General features: G+C 40.0%; 17 protein-coding genes. 7 read left to right on the top strand and 10 right to left on the bottom strand.

The features are described from left to right. Nucleotides 1-657 precede the first annotated feature (657 nt). From B2906_RS12990 to B2906_RS12980, 3 genes are all read right to left on the bottom strand, one after another. Nucleotides 658-2,553, bottom strand: a complete 1,896-nt coding sequence (locus B2906_RS12990; RefSeq protein WP_219956988.1) for a PQQ-binding-like beta-propeller repeat protein — start codon at nucleotides 2,551-2,553, stop codon at nucleotides 658-660. Nucleotides 2,554-2,803: 250 nt separating this feature from the next. Then, nucleotides 2,804-3,100: a hypothetical protein gene (locus B2906_RS12985; protein WP_219956987.1), complete on the bottom strand. Its 297-nt coding sequence runs from the start codon at nucleotides 3,098-3,100 to the stop codon at nucleotides 2,804-2,806. 1 nt (nucleotide 3,101) lies between these two features. Beyond that, entirely contained in the window at nucleotides 3,102-3,302 is a 201-nt protein-coding gene (locus B2906_RS12980) for a hypothetical protein (RefSeq protein WP_219956986.1), read from the bottom strand. A 199-nt stretch (nucleotides 3,303-3,501) separates the two neighbouring features. Here B2906_RS12980 and hflK point away from each other — a divergent pair, with 199 nt between their 5' ends. Beyond that, on the top strand, nucleotides 3,502-4,473 hold the full coding sequence (gene hflK / locus B2906_RS12975; protein ID WP_144607038.1) for an FtsH protease activity modulator HflK: 972 nt from the start codon (nucleotides 3,502-3,504) through the stop codon (nucleotides 4,471-4,473). Next, on the top strand, nucleotides 4,470-5,408 hold the full coding sequence (gene hflC / locus B2906_RS12970; protein ID WP_091652589.1) for a protease modulator HflC: 939 nt from the start codon (nucleotides 4,470-4,472) through the stop codon (nucleotides 5,406-5,408). The genes hflK and hflC overlap by 4 nt, the downstream gene beginning before the upstream one ends. 77 nt (nucleotides 5,409-5,485) lie before the next feature. On the opposite strand, the gene B2906_RS12965 is transcribed toward hflC, so the two are convergent. Continuing rightward, nucleotides 5,486-5,965 (bottom strand): thermonuclease family protein, encoded by a 480-nt coding sequence (locus B2906_RS12965; RefSeq protein ID WP_091652592.1) that lies wholly within the window; start codon nucleotides 5,963-5,965, stop codon nucleotides 5,486-5,488. A 174-nt stretch (nucleotides 5,966-6,139) separates the two neighbouring features. Between B2906_RS12965 and B2906_RS12960 the strand changes: the two genes are divergently transcribed. Both B2906_RS12960 and B2906_RS12955 read left to right on the top strand, forming a co-directional pair. After that, a complete protein-coding gene (locus tag B2906_RS12960) occupies nucleotides 6,140-7,204 on the top strand; it encodes a hypothetical protein (protein WP_219956985.1) in 1,065 nt (354 codons plus the stop codon). 124 nt (nucleotides 7,205-7,328) lie between these two features. Then, nucleotides 7,329-7,811: a thiol-disulfide oxidoreductase DCC family protein gene (locus B2906_RS12955; protein ID WP_219956984.1), complete on the top strand. Its 483-nt coding sequence runs from the start codon at nucleotides 7,329-7,331 to the stop codon at nucleotides 7,809-7,811. Nucleotides 7,812-7,863: 52 nt separating this feature from the next. Here B2906_RS12955 and B2906_RS12950 read toward each other — a convergent pair whose 3' ends face one another. Together B2906_RS12950 and B2906_RS12945 are read right to left on the bottom strand one after the other, a co-directional pair. After that, complete coding sequence (locus B2906_RS12950) at nucleotides 7,864-8,610, bottom strand: TMEM175 family protein (RefSeq protein WP_219956983.1); 747 nt, start codon at nucleotides 8,608-8,610, stop codon at nucleotides 7,864-7,866. A 73-nt stretch (nucleotides 8,611-8,683) separates the two neighbouring features. Beyond that, nucleotides 8,684-9,319, bottom strand: a complete 636-nt coding sequence (locus B2906_RS12945; protein ID WP_219956982.1) for a GDSL-type esterase/lipase family protein — start codon at nucleotides 9,317-9,319, stop codon at nucleotides 8,684-8,686. Between the two features lie 106 nt (nucleotides 9,320-9,425). Here B2906_RS12945 and B2906_RS12940 point away from each other — a divergent pair, with 106 nt between their 5' ends. After that, on the top strand, nucleotides 9,426-10,265 hold the full coding sequence (locus tag B2906_RS12940; protein WP_219956981.1) for a hypothetical protein: 840 nt from the start codon (nucleotides 9,426-9,428) through the stop codon (nucleotides 10,263-10,265). Between the two features lie 331 nt (nucleotides 10,266-10,596). On the opposite strand, the gene B2906_RS12935 is transcribed toward B2906_RS12940, so the two are convergent. Beyond that, nucleotides 10,597-11,955 carry an acyl-CoA dehydrogenase family protein gene (locus tag B2906_RS12935; RefSeq protein WP_219956980.1) on the bottom strand — a complete coding sequence of 453 codons (1,359 nt, stop codon included), beginning with the start codon at nucleotides 11,953-11,955 and terminating at the stop codon, nucleotides 10,597-10,599. Nucleotides 11,956-12,021: 66 nt separating this feature from the next. Between B2906_RS12935 and B2906_RS12930 the strand changes: the two genes are divergently transcribed. Next, nucleotides 12,022-12,615 (top strand): methyltransferase domain-containing protein, encoded by a 594-nt coding sequence (locus B2906_RS12930; RefSeq protein ID WP_219956979.1) that lies wholly within the window; start codon nucleotides 12,022-12,024, stop codon nucleotides 12,613-12,615. Here the strand turns inward: B2906_RS12930 and B2906_RS12925 are convergent. From B2906_RS12925 to B2906_RS12915, 3 genes are all read right to left on the bottom strand, one after another. Next, nucleotides 12,612-13,961, bottom strand: coding sequence for a neutral/alkaline non-lysosomal ceramidase N-terminal domain-containing protein (locus B2906_RS12925; RefSeq protein ID WP_219956978.1), 1,350 nt, complete (start codon nucleotides 13,959-13,961; stop codon nucleotides 12,612-12,614). The two genes, B2906_RS12930 and B2906_RS12925, sit on opposite strands and share 4 nt — an antisense overlap. 3 nt (nucleotides 13,962-13,964) lie before the next feature. Further along, on the bottom strand, nucleotides 13,965-15,128 hold the full coding sequence (locus B2906_RS12920) for an AIR synthase related protein (protein ID WP_286940254.1): 1,164 nt from the start codon (nucleotides 15,126-15,128) through the stop codon (nucleotides 13,965-13,967). Between the two features lie 705 nt (nucleotides 15,129-15,833). Continuing rightward, nucleotides 15,834-16,820: a D-alanine--D-alanine ligase gene (locus B2906_RS12915; RefSeq protein ID WP_219956976.1), complete on the bottom strand. Its 987-nt coding sequence runs from the start codon at nucleotides 16,818-16,820 to the stop codon at nucleotides 15,834-15,836. A gap of 306 nt (nucleotides 16,821-17,126) precedes the next feature. Here B2906_RS12915 and B2906_RS12910 point away from each other — a divergent pair, with 306 nt between their 5' ends. Next, nucleotides 17,127-19,313 carry a S9 family peptidase gene (locus B2906_RS12910; RefSeq protein ID WP_219956975.1) on the top strand — a complete coding sequence of 729 codons (2,187 nt, stop codon included), beginning with the start codon at nucleotides 17,127-17,129 and terminating at the stop codon, nucleotides 19,311-19,313. Nucleotides 19,314-19,366 lie beyond the last annotated feature (53 nt).

Genomic DNA, 19,366 nt, shown 5'->3' with positions numbered 1-19,366 from the left:
CGGGTTGTGATTTTCTTCTCCATGAAAGAGGTTCAAACAGCAAAAAGAAAAAGCAATCCAGAATTCGTACACCTCGTACGGCTCGTACATTTCGCACGGTACGAATTGTTCGAGGTTTAAATTCGAAATCACTCAAATAGATTTGGAATGGCTAAGTTGCAGGGTCACAAAAATTCGTTTTTAGATTTAAGTATTTGAAATTCTCTTTGAATACTGATTTTAACAGCAAAAAAGAAAAAATTTTAATTTAAGATTCAACCTCTTTATACGGCTCATAAGCCTTGATTTTGTCAGAAAATTCCAAGACAGAATTAAAATCAATTCAAATGAATTTGAAATTTTTGGCTTAAAATGAACCTGTCCCCCTATTTGTCCTCCTTAGGATATAAGAATCTAAAAATCAATAAATTAAAACAGTCCTGTTCCCGCTACTACGAAGCCGATCAGAAATGATCGGCTTTTTTTGTTTTAAGGTTTAGAAACCGGTATAGAGTTTTTTTATAAATGCTATTTTATCAAATCATTTAAGTCCTGAAATATCTATTGCTTTAACAACTCTTTTCCTATAATTTCAATACCATACCTTCTTACTAATCAAAAAACCTCTCTCAGTTAATTTCCGAGAGAGGTTTTTTTGTTGAATAGCGAGAAACGCTCTTATTTTTTTAAATCAAAGGCACTGATGACTCCATTTCCGGATAGGTAATACAAATAGCCTTCTATATCATCCACTTCATATACCGGTTTTTTATCTTTCAGGATGATTTCCTTTTCGGTTTTTCCAGAATCTTTGTTCACTTTGACCAAACCTACTCCGTCGCTCAAATCTGTTAGGATAAACTGATCATTAGCCGTTGCCATGGTGGCTTTAAATCGTTTGGTCATTTCTCCATAGGATACGGAAGCTATATTTGCAAAAGATTCTGCTGCAGCCGCATTGTTTTTAGCGCGCATGGCATCTGCACTATTATATTCTCCGATATAATAGGAATAGGTGGATTGGGAAGCTGCTGCCGCTGATACTGCTGCAGAAGCTACCGATAAAGCTCCCAATGCAACTTTTGCAAAGGTGCTTTGGCCCGGGGCCTTATGAAATACATGATAATTCTCTTTTCCCTCACTATTCAACAACATCATATTTTGATCAGATGCTAAATAGATTCCTGAGGAGCGAACTCCCATCGTGTAAGGACTTTCTTTTCCATCAAATTTGAATTTGGCAAGTGTGCTGAGATCTCCTGTATTTTCATCAATAGCTAAAATTTCCTCTCCTGTGCTGATCAAATAGCGTCCCTTCGCAGCATCATACGCGCTGGTAACAGCTGTTGCTTTCTTGTATTGAATTCCTTTTTTCCATTTAGAATCACCGGTAGTGAGGTTGATGATATTTGCATCGGTGTCGGTGATATAGATCATGCCTTGAGGAGTGGTAGCCATGGTATGGATATTTGCTCCTGTATCAATGGGCTTTTTGAAAAGTGGAGTGCCGTCAAACTTGATTTTATTAATTCCACCTTCTGCAATACCAAATAAAATTCCATCCTCCATTACATAAAAGTGCTGTACATATCCCTTGGTTTTAGGGGCTTTCTCCCAAAGATCTTCTCCATTGTTGGCATCAAGGAAAGCAATCTTGGATTCACCGCTTCCACCTATCTGGCTTACCAAGCTGCTTCCTCCTTTGAACACATCACTTACGATTGCCAGACCTTGGGGTAAAATCTGAAACCTTGTAATTGAACCTTTGATTTTTCGCTCTTTATCCCAAAGTTCTCGCCCGTCTTTTCCAAATTTGTGAATGCGGGTATCTCCATTACTTCTCTCTTCGAATCCGTAAATTTCATTTCCGGTATTATCTGCGATCATACTGGTGACATTTTTGATTTCATTCTGCCAGATAATGCCTCCATCTTTCACATTGGCGCAGATTACCCCTTTGGTTGTAGGAACAAATACTTGATTTTGAAGTAAAAATGGCGCTCCAGAACTCATAGGAATAGCAGCGCCACTTCTAACTTTCCCAATATTGGGATCGAGCTTTGCAAATCCCTCTTGTTTTCCAGAAGCTAGATCATAAATACCAACCGCTAGTACCTCTTCTTCACGCTTCTCACGGTTTCCCACCACGACAACCTTATTTTCCGGAAGGAAAATTTTTAATTGAGCTATTTGCTTCCAGCCATTTTCTTCAGTGACAAATACCTTCTCTCCGGTAATCACATCGATCACTGTACGTTTGGAGTTGGCGAAAATGGTTCCCGGAATTTGGGAAGCTCCGCCTTGGGTTAGAATTATGTAGGGGCTTAAAGGCACGAGTTCCATTTCTTCTTCTTTGATTTTACCATATTCGGCAAAACTGAAATGCGGGCTACTTGCTCCGGGTCTTATTCCGGATAGCCCGCTGCTACCATTGACTAATAGGACTCCTGCGTCTGTGAGGGTCATTTTTTCGATTTTCCCACCTATTTCATATTTAAATGTGGGAGCTGTTTGACTCCAGGCATTCCCTGCCAGGAAGATTACAGCCAGTAATAAAAAACTTAATTTTTTCATCTTTTTGGGAGTTGTGAGGTTTTCAAATTCTACACCCTAAAGAAAAAATAGCCACAGATGGATTACCATACGTTATATGGCGTATTTATATTGTAAAAAGCCTAGGAATGAGGGAAAAGAACTGATTTTGAAATGCTTAAGAACCCCAAAAAGGAAGATAAGCTGATTTTTTAAGCAAGGGGGCAACCTTGGATTTTACTTTTTAAAAAAAATACTGCTGACTTTATTGATGGAATGGTTGGATTTTATTTCAAGATGATCTGCTAAAAAGTAATCTGATAAGTGCTGAAACATTAGAAAAGCGAAGAAGAGATTTATCACTGCGATAAATCTCTTTTTGATTGTAAACAATGCGTATTCGCTGATTGATATTGGCTTTTGGGAAACTTCTTAGAAGCTTAAAAAGTCTCCAAGTGGAAATTCCTAAGTTGGGCATCCCATTTCCATTGATGGCAATTCCTATTTCCTCTGAATCACTCAAGACGATTAACTCATGAGTTTCGGAGGAAATAGTTAAATCAGCTGCAATTGTTAAGCTAGATGCCATCTTACTTCTCGCTGGTTGAGATTTTCAATTTGCCGTTGACTTTCCAATTGGTAAAAGTGGAAATGTCGCCAACTTCCTTCGGTACGCCCAACGTAAAATCTTCGAAATCATAGGAAATCACTGCACCTTTTCCTGTTAGCTTTTCATACAGTCCAATGGCCAAATCAGGCCAGGTTTGAATACTTTCTTTTTCTTTTGTCATGGTAATTAAAATTGGTTTATGAATACCTAACAGATTAAAAAAGGGATTGTTATGGCATTTAGTTAATTTCTGCGTTAAGCCACCTTCTCTTTTTACTATGAATTATTTCTTCTTTAGTATTTTTAGTGGTATTCTTAAATAATCAAGTCTGCTCGAGTTAACCTTTGAACTAGTAGGCAATAAACTGGCTTAATATTATATGGAAGAAAAAATTTATCAAATCAACCTGTATTGGTTCAGGAAACACCTCAGGAAAATAGTCCTAGGGTTTTTGTTGCTCATAGCCCTTTTCACTAGCATCCGAACCGTAGGTCCGGAAGAGGAAGGAGTGGTTATTCAACTGGGCCAATACAATCGTACGGTCAATCCCGGTCTGAATTTTATCATTCCATTTTGGATAGAGCGTATGTATAAAATTCCCGTTCAGCGTCAATTGAAGCAGGAATTCGGATTCCGAACTACCCGGGCAGGGACTCAAACTGATTATACCAAGACAGGCTTTGGTGATGAAAGTATGATGCTGACAGGTGACCTCAATCTCACCGATGTGGAATGGGTGGTACAATACCGGATTACCAATTCGTATAATTTTCTATTCAAAGTGAGAAATGCAGAAAAAACCCTCCGGGATATGTCGGAGTCAGTGATGCGGAAGGTGGTCGGAGACCGCACGGTGAATGAAGTTTTGACTGTAGGAAGACAGGAAATAGCCACGACGGTGGAGGGGCTGCTTCAGGAACTTTGTGACGAATATGAAAATGGAATCAGAATAGACCAGGTAGTGCTACAGGATGTAAATCCCCCAGAGCCGGTGAAGCCATCCTTCAATGCCGTAAACCAGGCTCAGCAGGAGCGGGAAACTTTGATCAACCAAGCTGAAGCGGAGTATAACCGTGTGATTCCTAGAGCTAGGGGAGAAGCGGAAGAGACCATCCAATTGGCAGAGGCTTTTGCCCTTAATCGGGTCAACCGTGCCAAAGGTGAAGCTGAGCGATTTAATGCTTTATATGAAGCGTACATCAAGGCGCCAGAAGTTACCAAACAACGAATTTACTTGGAAACCATGGAGAAGATTTTGCCTAAAATCGGCAACAAAATTATCGTAGATGAAAAAGGCAACAATGTCCTTCCTCTATTAAATATTGATAAAGCTAAAAGTCCTCAACAATGAGCAAGAGAAAGATAAGTTCCATCGTGATAGTGACTTTGTTGGTCCTAATGACCTTCAATAGCTATTTTGTTTTGGATGAAACGCAGCAGGCTATCGTTACCCAATTTGGGAAACCTGTCGGAGATCCTAGAACCTCTCCGGGCATCAATTTCAAAATTCCATTTTTGCATAAAGTGCAGTTTTTTGACAAGCGCTATTTGGAATGGGACGGAGACAGAAATCAGGTTCCTACTAAGGATAAGAAGTTTATATTCATCGACACCTATGCAAGATGGGAGATTACTAATCCTTTGCAGTTTTTCATTCGCTTGAGAGATGAGCGTTCTGCACAGTCTAGACTGGATGATATTCTGGATGGGGAAACCCGAAATGCAATTGCCAGTCATGATTTATTGGATATCGTGAGGTCAAGCAATCGGGAACCGGAAATCACAGAAGACTTTCTGGAGGAGATTGAGGTATTGCAGGATATTTCCGTCGGAAGGGATAAGATTGAGGAGATTGTTTTGAAAAAAGCCAATGAGAGAACCACTGATTTGGGGGTAAGAATCCTGGATTTTCGATTCAAGCGAATGAATTATGTGGATGATGTTCGGGACAGAGTATATGACCGAATGATTTCTGAAAGAAACCGAATCGCAGATCAATTTAGGTCTGAAGGGCAAGGAAAGGCCCGTGTCATTGAAGGGAATAAAGAGCGGGATTTGGCTGAGATACAGTCGGAAGCTTTCCGCCAGGCAGAGGAAATCAAAGGGAAAGCAGATGCGGAAGCTACTGCTATTTATGCGGCGGCTTATAATCGTAGTAGAACCTCTGTGGAACTCTACAAATTTCTTCGAACGATGGAGAGTTTCGAGAAGTCCATGGATGAGAAAACCAGTATCATTTTATCCACAGATTCTGAATTTTTCAGATACCTGAGGAAACTGAATTGATATCAGTAACCATTGAATAAAATGCCTTTGAGTTTTTTGCTCAAGGGCATTTTTTTTGAAAAAGATTTGGCCTTATCTCATTTCCCCCAAAGTCCTTTTCCTTTGGTTCGTGCCTCGCGCTGTAGTTTGATAAATAAAGATTCGTATTTGACATTGGGAGGGAACGTAGCTACTGTAGCATAGCCTTCCTGAACCAATAGCGCATTAAAAAACCTTCCATCTTCCAGGTAGACGTAGGCTAAAGTTCTTTGATACCTATCATAGCGCTGAACGTCATATTCCAGTCTCACTTTTTGGCCTTCCAATATGCGCTTTGCATAAGCTGAGCTCTCTTTTCCAAAGTACTCAATTCTTTTCCTTCCCGAATTACGTGCTTCCGGTGAGTCCACACCAATCAATCGAATTTTTTCCTCCTGACCTTTACTATTTAGAACCCAAAAAGTATCACCGTCAACCACTTTGGTGACAGGGAGGAGTGCTGTTTTTTGTTGGGAAAAAGCATATTGCTGAACCAATGCTAGCCACAGAAAAAGGATAAAAAAGTTTTTTGCTCTCATGTGATTGATGAATAATTCCAAACCTAAGAAAACAGGAGTAAAAGACCTGTCAAAAGATAAAATATCTTCAGAGTTACGACAGCTATTGTCTTAATTAGATAGGCTCGCATTGAAAATTACTTGGTCATTTCTGAGAAACTAGAGAACTTCAAGGTTCACTTAATTCTTTTTCCCATGGATTTTTATCTCAACCAAGTGCTTACTGCTTTTTCAAAAATGGATATAGATTCTTTGTGGGAATTAATGGATGAAAGTCGCACCTATTCGGATGTCCCTTTGGAGTCTTTTCTAAGAAGCTTGAATACATCTTTCAAACAATTTAGGGATGCTGGAGATGAAGAATTGGAGCTTCTTCCGGGATATTGTCATGAAATGTCCTGTAATCCCGATCAGATTAGAACTGGATACAGGCTACTTGGAAAGCAGTCTAAAAGTTATTTGGATTTAAGGTTTGTACTAGAACTCACCCAAGACAGGAAGGACCACGAAATTGCGGATATTTACTCTTGCTCTTGTTTTTCATGCCATCAAGAAGAGTTTGGCCTAGGTGCACGAGTTAATCTGAGAATTCATGCGGATGAGCATTTGAGATTTCTAGGGAAATCAGACCTGCAGATTTATGCCCATAAAGCCAATGTGGAGCTGAAATTATTAAAGAAGGAGCCCAATCCTTTAACCTATGATTGGGTGGAGGCTTGGCTGATCTTGACTCAGGCTACTTTTGATTATTTGGCAGAAGCCACGGAAGACCTGCCCTTTTATGAGGATTACAGCTGGGAAGAATATCTCCAAACTCGAGCACAGCTGAATAAATATTGGAATGTGGTTAGGGATTTATATGAAGAGGGACTATTGACTTGGGATTTTTCTCAGAAAATAAATGAAGAAGAGCTAATAGAAAAAGTGATTCAGGCAGAAACGATTATGGATGATTATTTCTGCGAATTTCTTTTCCAAAACACCAATCTCGATGAAGACTTTTTTATCAATTGGAGAGGCCATTCCTTCAGAGAGGGATATTTTGATCTGTTCCCAATCTTTTGGAAAGGATTTATTCCTATTCGTGCTCAATTAGTCCAAAAGTATTATGCGCTATCAGAATATGAGACTGAGGATTTTTTGGAAGATGAGTATTGCTTTAATCAGGAAGAAACTTTGGAGAGTCTTTACTTTCATATGAATATTAGAAAAGAGGCTAAGGAAAGAGGAGAAGAAATTCCCTTTTATTCAAAAGTTTAATCGATTCATGCTTCAATTGTGAAGCTATTTATTAGCTATATAAAACCCTGAAGCCTTAAAGCGGTTAAATAATTAAAAGTGCTTCCGGCTTTCATCTATTAACCACTAAATTTTTCATTTTCCTATGTTCCAAAAAATTTCCCGAACCCAAAGTCCTCCTTCTAAACCATTGATGATATGGGATGGAAACTGTGGCTTCTGTGCCTATTGGATTCAGGTTTGGGAAAGGAAATCTTCGGGTATAACTTTTAAAACCTATCAGGAAGTAGCGAATCAATTTCCTGAAATTCCTCTCAAAGAATTCAAGAAGGCTTCCCGGTTTATTGAACCAAACGGCCAAATATTCAGTGGTCCTGATTCAGCTTACAGGAGCTTTTTCCATTTTAAAAGGCCTTTGAAATTTCCGCACCGCTGGTATCAGAAGTCCAGATCTTTCAGATGGATGAGCGATCATGCCTACAATTTCATGGCTAAAAATAGGCCAGCCATGATGAAAATTACCCATGCTTTTTGGGGCAAAAATCCAAAGCAACAAAAGCCTTATTATTTAATTTGGCTTGCGCTCATTTTTGGAATATGCTTTATTGGTATAAGTATCCTTTTTTGAAGTCTAAGTTTTAGCCTTTCAGGAAATTATGTTTCTTTAAAATTGCCGGGTTTTAAGTAGAGGTTTTAAAATTTTCTAGCCTTTTAGAATTGAAAAAAGCCAAAATGGGCATAATGATTAGGTAAAGCATGTAGCTAAATCCGGAAATGATAAAGGTATAACTGCCACCCAGATTGAATAATGAAATAGCTACTGAAATAAGGGGAATCAGCCCCATTGCTAAATTGATCCTAACACTGTTTTGGGTGAGAAGTATTTCTTGTTGAGAAAGTAGTAATTGTTTCTTTTTCTTCAGTGATCGAACATTAAGCCATACGAAGACTAAAAATATTCCAGATGCACCTAGCCCGTAAATGACCATCAATTCTGAAGTGTCTTCAGGTCTGATTGTTTCAGTGAAAATCCGATTAAATAGCTCCTTATTATCAGTTAATAAAGCAGTGTAAATATCTACTAATAGCCTGATTAGAAATTTTAGGGGGTAGGTATAAAACAATACTAAAAAGAGGAGAATAGTATTTATGGCGGTGGTTCCAGAATCCCTGAGACCAAAACGGATAAAATATAGATAATGCTGGTACCATATCAACATCAAAATTGAAATAGAACCAGCGAAAGGAATAAAATCTTTGATGAAATCTCTTAACTGCTCAAAGTTTTCAGGAGGACTACTGGATAGTAAAAGAAGACCGATGGCTATGGCAAATACTCCGTCGCTCAGGGATTCTATCCGAGTATTTTCCAGCCCCCTTAGTTGAAAGCCCAGCTTTTCTTGAGAAGTTTGAATTTTTTGTTTCAATTAGAGTTTATTTTTGATTCAATGAAATTTCAGAAATCTAGTTCAATTGAAAGGTTTTGGACATGAAAATGAATTAAAGTCTAATTGCTCTCGCAATCACTGCTGCCATAATCCCCAAGCCTTCTTTATTGGGATGAACCCCATCAGGCAGCAACTCAGCTTTGTCCATCAAAGGGGTATACAAATCAATCAGCTCTGAAGCGCTGGATTGAGCAATATCCATGATCATCATACGCTGCTCGTTGTTCATAACATTGGCAGTAATTCCGAAATTATCCTTGGTAACCGGTACTGGCATGATGACATATACCTTTCCATCCACAGGCATATTCTGACGAAACTCTGCAATCATATCCAAATAGTCTTTTCTGAAATCGGCTTTATGGACCCAATTCTGTGGTTTGGAATCATTGGTGCCAAGCATGATTACCAAAATGTCTGGAGCAAAATCTTTCACTTCCTGAAACTGTGGTTCATTCCAATAAGGGAAATCTCCTTTTCTCAATAGCGTTCTGCCACTTACTCCAAAATTCTTTACTAGATAAGCTTCTCCCAATAATGCCTGCATTTGTAAGGGATAAGAATCCGGATTATCTCTACCGGGTCCTTGTGTGATTGAATTTCCCACACAGGCAATTTTGATAGGTGATTGGGCGTATGCCGATAGGCTGAAAAGAAACAGGCATAGAAAACTGAAATAGGTTCGCATAAAGCTGAAAGGTTTGATTTTTGGGTTTTATGAATTAATTGAATGTAAAATAGAAAATTCAGTCCATTTATTTTCCACTCCTTTTACCTTCCCCTATTTTTAGAAGATGAAGCCTATCAAAGCTCTTTTGCCTTTCATTTCTTGGCTTTCCATTGACGTGGTTTTAGGAGCCATGGCAGGGATGTTATTTTTTTCTCAACTCCTCCACGTGCAGCTAGGGTGGGAAATTTATGCCCTGTTGGGTCTCTGTGTTTGGGTAATTTATACAGCCGATCATCTGTTGGATTCCCGTAAAAAAGTACAGATTGACCTGAGTCCCAGGCATCAGTTTCATGCAAGAAATCAGAAAACCCTTTTGTTTAGCCTGGCTTTAGCTACGCTTTTAGGCTTGCTGGGAGCGATTTGGGTCTTAGGCTGGACCAGGGAGTTACTTTGGTCTCTGGTTCTTGCGGGGGCAATAGGCGGAAGTATGACCTTGATACGCTTAGGAGGAAATGCCGGGAATGGACTTAAGGAATTGAGTACGGCAGTTTTTTACGTTTTGGGGATTGCCTGGATCCCTCTTCTTCGAGCCGAAGCATTGGATAGAGACTGGAGACTGGGAGCCTTTTTATTAGTATTTACGCTGTTGGCCTTTTTAAACTTGCTAATGCTATCCTGGATGGACAGAAAAAAAGATGAAATAGCTGGTTTTCCCTCTGCGGCGCAGTTGATTCAGCCTACACAATTATTGGACTGGATTCGAAGACTTGCTCTGCTATTGATTATAGCTTCGCTTGCACTCTTTATCGCTTTGCCCTCTTTCTTCCGCATGTATTCCTGTATTTTGCTGATAATGGTTATCCTCCATTTCTTGATTTTTTTCAACAAAAATCTCAACGAAAATCAAATTCGGACTAGGATGGAGGCGGTTTTTCTATTGCCTTGGATATTATTGATTTTTTGAAATAAGATAGAAATCCCGTTCCTAAATGTATACCTAGAAACAATCCTCCCTTTTACAAAGTCGGCAAGAGCTTGTCCCGATAAATATCGGGACGGTTTAATTAATAAATTAATTCCCCTCAAAAGGATATAGAGGGGAATTAAAATAACTCTAAATGATCACAAAGTTCCATGCCTACAGCATGGCTAAGCTATTGTGAGGTCGTATTCTACCGAACTTTAATCCCTCCGGGATTGACTAGACTGCACTTTTTTGAGGATAGATGATTGTCAGTTAGGATAAATGTTGTACATCAATCTATCCAATTTCATCTGGAACCGTAATTTATGTACTACACAAAAGCACTGTGTCCGGTAATAGCTCTCCCTACAATCAAAGAATTGATTTCTTTGGTGCCTTCATAGCTGTATACTGCTTCTGCATCTGCCACAAATCGGGCGATATCATGTCGCAGCAAAATTCCGTTGCCACCAAATAGTTCTCTTGCCTGATCCACGATGGATCTCATTCTTAAGGTACAGAATACCTTGGCCAAAGAAGCATGTTCATCCAGCAGATCTCCTGCGTCTTGCATTTGGGAAAGCCTAAATACCATAGTTTGCATGGCTGTCAAATCTCCCAACATGGTGACTAAAAGATCCTGAACCAACTGGAAGGATGCGATCGGTCTTCCAAACTGACTTCTTTCATTACTATAAGCCAATGCGAGTTCATAAGCGCCTCTCGCACAGCCTACTGCCTGCCAGGCAACTCCAGCTCTGGTCATTCTCAACACTTTGGCAGTATCTCTAAAGGAATTCGCCTCTTGCAATCTATCGCTTTCCGGCACTTCGCATTTGGTCAAAGTGATCAGGGCGTTCTGAACCGTCCTTAAGGCCATTTTGTCTTCCAGTTTTTCAGCAAAAAAACCTGGATTATCCTTCCTTACAATAAACCCTTTCACCTGATTATCATCCAGGTCTCTTGCCCAAATCACAGTCATATCTGAGAAAGTGGCATTTCCGATCCATTTTTTCTGGCCATTCAAAATCCATACATCACCCTCTCTTTTGCAGGTAGTAGTTAAGCCTCCGGCAACTCCCGAACCAACTTCTGGTTCAGTAAGCCCAAATGCTCCGATTTTTTCCAGTTTCTGCATGGCAGGAAGCCATTCTTGTTTTTGAGCTTCCGACCCACATAGGTACACAGATCCCATTGCTAAGCCACTCTGCACCCCGAAAAAAGTAGAAATTGAGGTGTCAATTCTTGCCATTTCCATAGCGATAAATCCTTCCAGTAAGGCGGAATGTCCAGGACAACCATAGCCTTGATAAGTTAGCCCGGCTATATCCAGCTCGGCCATTTTTGGAATGATGTGCATAGGGAATTCCCCGCGGTTCCAGTAATCATTGGCAATGGGTTTGATTTCACTTTCCATAAATTCCCGTACCCTCAGCTGAATATCCCGCTCGTGTTTGGGTAAGCTTTTCCCCAACTCGTAAAAGTCTCCGTTGATCGGTGGAATTTCTTTAGGTTTACCTCCTCCTTTAAGCATTCCCATCATTTTGGATATGTCTGATTCGCTCATTTGTGACACCAATCCTACCATCTTGGGGAGGTCAACTTTCTGGGAAAGTTTAGAGATTTGGTCTAAGTCTACAGATTTGAGTAGTTGGCGAAGGCCTGAGATATTCTTAAAAAGATTTTTCATACGATTATGTTAGGTTTATTGGAAAGGATCTGAAAAAAGAAATACTTAGATTTCTAATTCTGAGATATGAAAGATAATTATCGTTGGTTGACTCCTGTTTACGAATTGCTCTCCAGTCTGGTTTTTGGCCAAACTTTAAAGCAATCCAAAACTTGTTATCTTTCTAATATACGCAACAAGCATCTTTTAATCATAGGCGGAGGGACTGGTTCTGATTATCAGTCTGTTCAAAGGGATATGAAAGGGGACTTTGTGGAGGTGTCAGTTAGTATGCTTCGCAAAGCCGAAAAAAACTTAGAAAGCTCAGAGCTTAATTTTCATTTAGGAGAAATTCCTCTAGGTAAAACTTATGATTTGATCCTGTTGCCATTTGTATTGGATACGCTAATCGATGAAGAATTAGAGGAGCTTTTGATGAAAATAAAAGCTGTTTCCAAGCAAGGGGCATTGATCTATCTATCAGATTTTTTCCCGCAGAAAAATAGACGGAATAAGCTTCTTCAATCTTTGATGATACGGTTCTTCAGAGCTTTCACTAAGCATCCAAGAAAGGATTTGCCTGATTATAAGGAGTTTTTAGAGAAGGCTGGATTCCGCCTCTTGAAAGAAAAAACATGGTCTGAAGATTGGGTACGGGCTCAGCTTTGGCAAAAAGCTTAATTCCCGGCTTTTTGGATTATTCGAGTAATCAGCTCATCAAAGTATTGTCCATTCCCCGGGCCGTACCAATTCATCTCCCTTACCTCATGAAAATGCTCGTCATAGAGTTCATCTGGCGTGATGTAGCCAATATATCCTCCATTAAAAGTGGTTATAATTAAATTGAGTCCTTTTTCCTGAGCCAATTGATCCCATTTTTCATAAAAAACACCTGAAATCTCCCCGCTTGAAGAAATGATTAGCGTATTTCCGATTTGAGTGATACCCATATGTGGATTGGTTTCGCCTAGTAGTTTTTTAAATAACCATGGTCTAATCCGGATATCATCTGAGATCCTTAAATGGGGTTCTCTAAGCGATAAGTCCAATCTTGCATTTCGGATTCTTGGAAGTTTGACTGTGCTATACCGGGTCATTTTTAATTGACTGATGGAGTCGAGGGATAGGGCATATTCTTGAACTGCCGGTATATCATTCCCTGAACGAAGAGGTCTATGAGAACCAACCGTGCCTGCTGCAAAAAGTGCAAAATCAAAGTTGGACTGTTCCATTTTTTTCATCAGGTAAAAAGGGTAATCACCTGAAAGCCCCATAAACTTAGTACTCAAGCAAGTGGCATGGGCAGAATAGGTGAAGAGTGTGGCAGACTTCCCATCTTTCTTGGTAAAAATCAATTGTCTGGTAAATGGGTCAATCGGACCATCTTTTACGAATCGATTGGCCACCAATTCATTAGCGTCTGCTTTCCTAAAATGGATGCTCACAGTATCTAGGCTTGCTTTGGCTCGCTCAATGGCCTCCAAACTTTTATCTGCAATTCCAGCTACAATTTCCTCCTGAAAGCCTCCAAATGCCAGTTCTCCCAAAGGCCCGGGCATGTAGCCTCCCATGCCTGAATGCGTGTGTGTAGCTGTAAATAGGAGTTGAGAGATCTGAGGATACTTTTCTCTAATCTTCTTTTCAATTTTTTCTGCTAAATACGGGTGAACAATCAATAGCTCGTAATTCAACCAGGCTATTTCCTGTTTTCCATTACTCAAGACGATACTTTTTACATAACTGCTGTCGGCTACAAATTCATAGTTTCCTCTGGGAGCATAGCCTACCAAATCCACAGGCTTTTTTGGAGTCATATTACTTTTTCCCCATCCGGCCATCCAGCCATCCCCTATGCTTTGCTCAAAACTCAGTTGGTCCAGTCTGGTAAAGGTTTCTTGGTAAAAATCCTGTTCATCAAGCGGACTGCGGTCTACAGTTGTGAGAGTAAATAATGCAATCAGCAACAAAAACAGAAAGATCCCGAGCAGGATCTTTCCAAATAATTTAAAAGCTGATTTTAGGTCCATAGCTTAATACTCAAAAGTGCCGTGTGGACTTTGAATAGTTACTTTTTTTCCCTCAAATGGCTCTACTCTTCCGATAATCTGAGCTTCAACTCCATGAGATTCAGCTATATCAATGATTTCTTCCGCATGTCTTTCATCCAAATAGACCTCCATGCGATGGCCCATGTTGAAGACTTTGTACATCTCTTTCCAGTCGGTTTTACTTTCTTCCTGAATAATTCTGAAAAGTGGAGGAGTTTCAAAGAGATTGTCTTTAATCACATGCACATTATCAACAAAGTGCAGGACTTTGGTTTGCGCGCCTCCGCTGCAATGAACCAAACCATGAATATGAGGTCTTAAATAATTTAAGACATCCACCATTATTGGCGCATATGTTCGGGTAGGAGATAGAACCAATTTTCCAATATTTACCGGAGCGCCTGGAGCTGCATCAGTTAGATTGTATTTGCCAGAATAGATTAAGTCATCCGGAACAGCAGGATCAAAAGATTCTGGGTATTTGGTTTTTAAAACCTTGTTGAATACATCATGTCTGGCAGAGGTCAATCCATTGCTACCCATGCCTCCATTATATTCTGTCTCATAATTGGCCTGTCCGTAAGAAGCCAAACCTACGATTACGTCTCCGGGCTGAATTTTATCATTGGAAATGACATCTTCCCTTCGCATTCTGCAGGTAACGGTGCTGTCTACGATCACGGTGCGAACCAAATCTCCCACATCGGCAGTTTCTCCGCCTGTTAGCACTGCATGAACTCCTTTGTCCCGTAGCATTTGAAGAACCTCCTCAGTACCTTCTATGATGGCAGAGATTACTTCTCCCGGGATCAAGTTTTTATTTCTACCAATAGTGGAGGATACAAGGATATTATTGATGGCTCCCACACAGAGAAGGTCATCCGTATTCATAATGATCGCATCCTGTGCTATTCCTTTCCACACACTTAAGTCTCCTGTTTCTTTCCAATAAAGATAAGCTAGAGAGGATTTGGTTCCTGCACCGTCCGCATGCATGATATTGCAATAATCAGGATCAGAGCCTAAAGTGTCTTCTACGATTTTGCAAAATGCTTTGGGGAAAAGTCCTTTATCCAGCTTAGAGATTGCATTATGGACATCTTCTTTGGAGGCGGAAACACCGCGCTGCATGTAGCGCTCGTTCATGGTTTTTTGGGATTGGTTACCAATGGACAAAGTTAAGTATTCCGAAGCATTGAAGAAGGAAATATTTGGGAAATATACTCTCATTCGGCGAGATATGCTTAGCGAAATACAGCTTTGCTGAAATATGCTCTCCTACGTCGAGCGAAATACGCCTTCGGCGAAATATTTGGTTCTTGGTAGAGCAAAATCAGCGTTTATCAGCGAATTAATCCGCGAAAATCTGCGGGAAAAATCAAATCAATCACTTTGCCTCTTTCATTCTTTGCGGGATTATTAAAAAACTCTGCGCCGCCGCGCCGCTGCGAGAGATAATTGATATGCTTCGCAATATACGCTTTGCTGAAATACGCCTTCGGCGAAATATTGGGTTCTGGGTAAAGCAAAATCTGCGATTATCAGCGAAGAAATCCGCGAAAATCTGCGGGAAAAATCAAATCAATCACTTTGCCTCTTCTATACTTTGCGGGAGTCAAAAGAATCGTTGCGTCGCTGCGCCGCTGCGAGAGATAATAGATATGCTTCGCGAAATACGCCTTCGGCGAAATATCGGGTTTTGGGTAAATCAAAATCAGCGATTACCAGCGAATTAATCCGCGATAATCTGCGGGAAAAATCAAATCAAATAAATCACTTTGCTTCTTCTATACTTTGCGGGAGTCAAAAGAATCGCCGCGCCGCTGCGAGAGAATCTTTGCACTTTCAAAATTACACAAACATCTCCTCAATCAACTGGGTATAAAAGTCCTTTACTTCCATACCAATTGCCCGGATCTGCTGAGAGATTAAGCTGGTTTCTGTTTGGCCAGGCACCGTATTGATTTCAATAAAAAAGAATTTCCCGGTTTCTTTTTCCAAGAAATAATCAATTCGAACAGCTCCTCTACAATTGAGTTTTTCATACACCCTTGATGCCACCCTTGAAACTCTTCCTATTTCCTCCTCATTCATTCGGCCTGGAGTTATTTCTTCGCAAACTCCAGGGATATATTTTGCTTCGAAATCAAAGAACTCCTTGCTGCTCACAATCTCCGTAGCAGGAAGTACTGTGATCTCGCCTTTTCCTCGGAAAACTCCCACAGAAAACTCCCTTCCTGATACAAATTCCTCAACCAATACCTGTTTGTCTTCCGCGAAAGCTTTTTCCAAGGCCTCAGATAACTCCTCCCAGGTTTTGACTTTACTCATTCCGATTGAGCTACCACCATTATTCGGTTTGATAAACAGTGGAAGGCTTAATTCTCCCTCAATTCGCTTTCTATTCTTTTCAGTATTTTCAAAAAGTTGAATGGACTGTGCAATATGTAATTCGGGGATATCTTGAACAATAGCTTTGGTATAGCCTTTATTCATAGTGATAGCTGAAGTCAGCTGATCGCAAGTGGTATAAGGGATTCCCAGCATATCAAAGTATCCCGCCAATTTGCCGTCTTCACCCGGGGAGCCATGTAAAATATTGAAAACTCCATCAAAGGTGATTTTTTCGTCTCCGATGGAAATACTGAAGTCATTGAGATCAACAGGGATTTTTTCTCCAGACTCGCAGACAAAATGCCAATCCCCTGGATAAATCAAGATTTTGTACACGTCATACCTGTCGCGGTCTATGGTTTTTTCGACAACAGCAGCGCTTTTTAGGGAGATGACGGATTCACCGGTGAATCCTCCGGTTACCAAGGCAATTTTCTTCTTCATGGCTGGGAAAAATCAATATGCGAAGTAGCTTAATTTCTTTTTATAGTCCAAGTTATTGCTACCCTCCAACGGTTTTTTAATAGGTTCTATTTTCAAAAAAAACTTAGAAATTCAAATGGGATGCTAGATCGAGGCATTTTTAAAATTTTCCTACTATAAATTTAATAAGCTTTTAAACCGCTCCAAGGGACTTAAAGCCCTTGGAGGGTTCTGTAACTTTTCATCCAAATGGAACAAAAATGCTATCGAGAGTTTTTTTATATTCGCCGTCTATAAAACTTGCAAATACCCAAAAATACGACTGATATGATTGAAAGTTTGAAAAAAGCATCTTCGCTTTTTCTGATCTTGTTTTTGGCCTCTGTCTCCTTGCAGGCTCAGGCTCTCAAAAAGGTAAGTCTTGAAGATGTTTTCAAGAAAAATACCTTCGCCCAAAAATCCGTTTACGGGATCAACTGGATGAAAGACGGGAAATATTACAGTTCCCAAGTAAACCGTGGAGGATTTCCCACAGTAGTAAAAATCAATGTAACCACAGGTGCTGAAGAAGCAGTCCTTTTGGACGGAAGAGCTTTAGGACTCAATTTTTCTTCTTATTCCTTCAATTCCGACGAATCAAAAGCTCTGGTAGCTACCGATGTTGAATCTATTTATCGAAGATCTACCAAAGGGATTTTCTATGTAGTCGATATGGCTACAGGAGAAAAGCAACAGTTGATGAATGGGGAGAAGATCTCCTATGCGACTTTATCTCCTGACAATGACAAAGTAGCTTTTGTAAAAGATAATAACTTGTACCTAGTGGAGCTGGCTACTAACCAAACCACTCAGATCACAAAGGATGGTGAGTGGAATAAAATCATTAACGGTGCAGCAGATTGGGTATATGAAGAGGAATTTTCCATGTCTCAGGCATTTTCTTGGTCACCTGACGGAAAGAAAATAGCATTTATCAGATTCGATGAAACAGATGTGCCTGAATTTAATATGCAGTTGTGGGGGCCGCTTTATCCTGCTGATTACAGATTTAAATATCCTAAAGCGGGTGAGCAAAATGCAGAGGTAAGCATTCATGTATATGATTTGGCTTCAAAAAATATTCAAAAAGTAGATGCTGGGTCAGAGAAAGATATTTACCTACCGAGAATCTATTGGACCAAAGATGCTAATCAACTTGCTTTCATTCGCTTAAATAGACTTCAGAATAAGTTGGACCTTTTCCATGCGAATGCTACAACTGGCTCCAGTAAACTTATTCTATCTGAGGAGTCTGAGACTTATGTGGATTTAGATTATAATGACAATTTACAATACCTAAGTGACGGAAAGAGCTTTATTCGAACTTCTGAAAAGGACGGGTATAAGCATATTTATCACCATGCGATGGATGGAAGCTTGATCCGTCAAATTACCAGCGGAGATTGGGAAGTGACTGAGTTGGTAGGAGTGGATGAAAAGAATAAAAAAATCTACTTTGTGTCTGCAGAAGCTTCTCCTTTGGAGCGAAACTTTTATGTGATTGATTTTTCTGGGAAAAATAAAAAAACATTGACTCCATTGGCAGGAACTCACAGAATCAATATGAGTCCGGACCATCGTTTCTTCATTGATTATTATTCCACCACAGAGATGCCTCAGGTAGTGACCTTGCATGAATCTAGCGGGAAATTGCTTAAGTCTTTGGAAGAAAATGAAGAGTTGAAGGAGCGATTGAAAAGTTTTGCCTTAGGTAAAAAAGAGTTCTTCACTTTCCCAACTGTTGACGGAACTGCATTGAATGGTTATGTCATCAAACCTGCGGATTTTGACCCGAATAAAAAATATCCTGTGCTCATGTATGTCTATGGAGGTCCAGGCTCTCAAAATGTCTTAAACTCTTGGGGTGGAACTCGTGATTTTTGGCATCAGGCTCTTGTTGCAGAAGGGTATATCGTAGCCTGTGTGGACAATAGAGGTACTGGAGCCAGAGGACGTGATTTCAAGCATGCGACTTACGCAAATTTGGGCAATCTGGAAACCATAGATCAAATCGAGGGCGCTAAGTATTTTGCGAAGCAATCTTATGTTGATTCATCAAGAATAGGAATTTGGGGTTGGTCTTATGGAGGCTATATGTCTTCCCTTTCTTTGATGATTGGCAATGATGTCTTTAAAACAGCAATAGCAGTTGCCCCAGTAACTACCTGGAGATATTATGATACAATCTACACTGAGCGCTATTTGCAAACTCCACAGCTTAATCCTTCAGGTTACGATGATAATAGTCCTATCTCACATGTCAACAAACTGAAAGGAAACTTCCTGTTAATTCACGGAACGGGGGATGACAATGTGCATTTCCAAAACTCGGTGGACTTGGTAGATGCTTTGATAGCTGCGGATAAGCAGTTTGAGACTTTTTATTATCCCAATAGAAACCACGGCATTTATGGGGGGAATACGACATGGCATTTGTATTCCATGATGACGGACTTTTTGAAAAGAAAGCTATAAAAAATGAAAACCGCAGAATGAGAGTTCTGCGGTTTTTTTATTGTCTCCCGCAA

The organism is Algoriphagus sp. UBA3586 (genome assembly GCF_002376385.1).
In the GTDB taxonomy this organism is placed as follows: Bacteria; Bacteroidota; Bacteroidia; order Cytophagales; family Cyclobacteriaceae; genus Algoriphagus; species Algoriphagus ornithinivorans.
The sequence above is the reverse complement of the archived record's forward strand: the minus strand, read 5'-3'. Positions and strand labels throughout refer to the sequence as shown.

What these genes read in the sequence shown, in the direction of transcription:
- B2906_RS12990 (WP_219956988.1), bottom strand. Translation starts at nt 2,553, where the DNA reads ATGAAAAAATTAAGTTTTTTATTACTGGCTGTAATCTTCCTGGCAGGG.
- B2906_RS12985 (WP_219956987.1), bottom strand. Translation starts at nt 3,100, where the DNA reads ATGGCATCTAGCTTAACAATTGCAGCTGATTTAACTATTTCCTCCGAA.
- B2906_RS12980 (WP_219956986.1), bottom strand. Translation starts at nt 3,302, where the DNA reads ATGACAAAAGAAAAAGAAAGTATTCAAACCTGGCCTGATTTGGCCATT.
- hflK (WP_144607038.1), top strand. Translation starts at nt 3,502, where the DNA reads ATGGAAGAAAAAATTTATCAAATCAACCTGTATTGGTTCAGGAAACAC.
- hflC (WP_091652589.1), top strand. Translation starts at nt 4,470, where the DNA reads ATGAGCAAGAGAAAGATAAGTTCCATCGTGATAGTGACTTTGTTGGTC.
- B2906_RS12965 (WP_091652592.1), bottom strand. Translation starts at nt 5,965, where the DNA reads ATGAGAGCAAAAAACTTTTTTATCCTTTTTCTGTGGCTAGCATTGGTT.
- B2906_RS12960 (WP_219956985.1), top strand. Translation starts at nt 6,140, where the DNA reads ATGGATTTTTATCTCAACCAAGTGCTTACTGCTTTTTCAAAAATGGAT.
- B2906_RS12955 (WP_219956984.1), top strand. Translation starts at nt 7,329, where the DNA reads ATGTTCCAAAAAATTTCCCGAACCCAAAGTCCTCCTTCTAAACCATTG.
- B2906_RS12945 (WP_219956982.1), bottom strand. Translation starts at nt 9,319, where the DNA reads ATGCGAACCTATTTCAGTTTTCTATGCCTGTTTCTTTTCAGCCTATCG.
- B2906_RS12940 (WP_219956981.1), top strand. Translation starts at nt 9,426, where the DNA reads ATGAAGCCTATCAAAGCTCTTTTGCCTTTCATTTCTTGGCTTTCCATT.
- B2906_RS12935 (WP_219956980.1), bottom strand. Translation starts at nt 11,955, where the DNA reads ATGAAAAATCTTTTTAAGAATATCTCAGGCCTTCGCCAACTACTCAAA.
- B2906_RS12930 (WP_219956979.1), top strand. Translation starts at nt 12,022, where the DNA reads ATGAAAGATAATTATCGTTGGTTGACTCCTGTTTACGAATTGCTCTCC.
- B2906_RS12925 (WP_219956978.1), bottom strand. Translation starts at nt 13,961, where the DNA reads ATGGACCTAAAATCAGCTTTTAAATTATTTGGAAAGATCCTGCTCGGG.
- B2906_RS12920 (WP_286940254.1), bottom strand. Translation starts at nt 15,128, where the DNA reads ATGAACGAGCGCTACATGCAGCGCGGTGTTTCCGCCTCCAAAGAAGAT.
- B2906_RS12915 (WP_219956976.1), bottom strand. Translation starts at nt 16,820, where the DNA reads ATGAAGAAGAAAATTGCCTTGGTAACCGGAGGATTCACCGGTGAATCC.
- B2906_RS12910 (WP_219956975.1), top strand. Translation starts at nt 17,127, where the DNA reads ATGATTGAAAGTTTGAAAAAAGCATCTTCGCTTTTTCTGATCTTGTTT.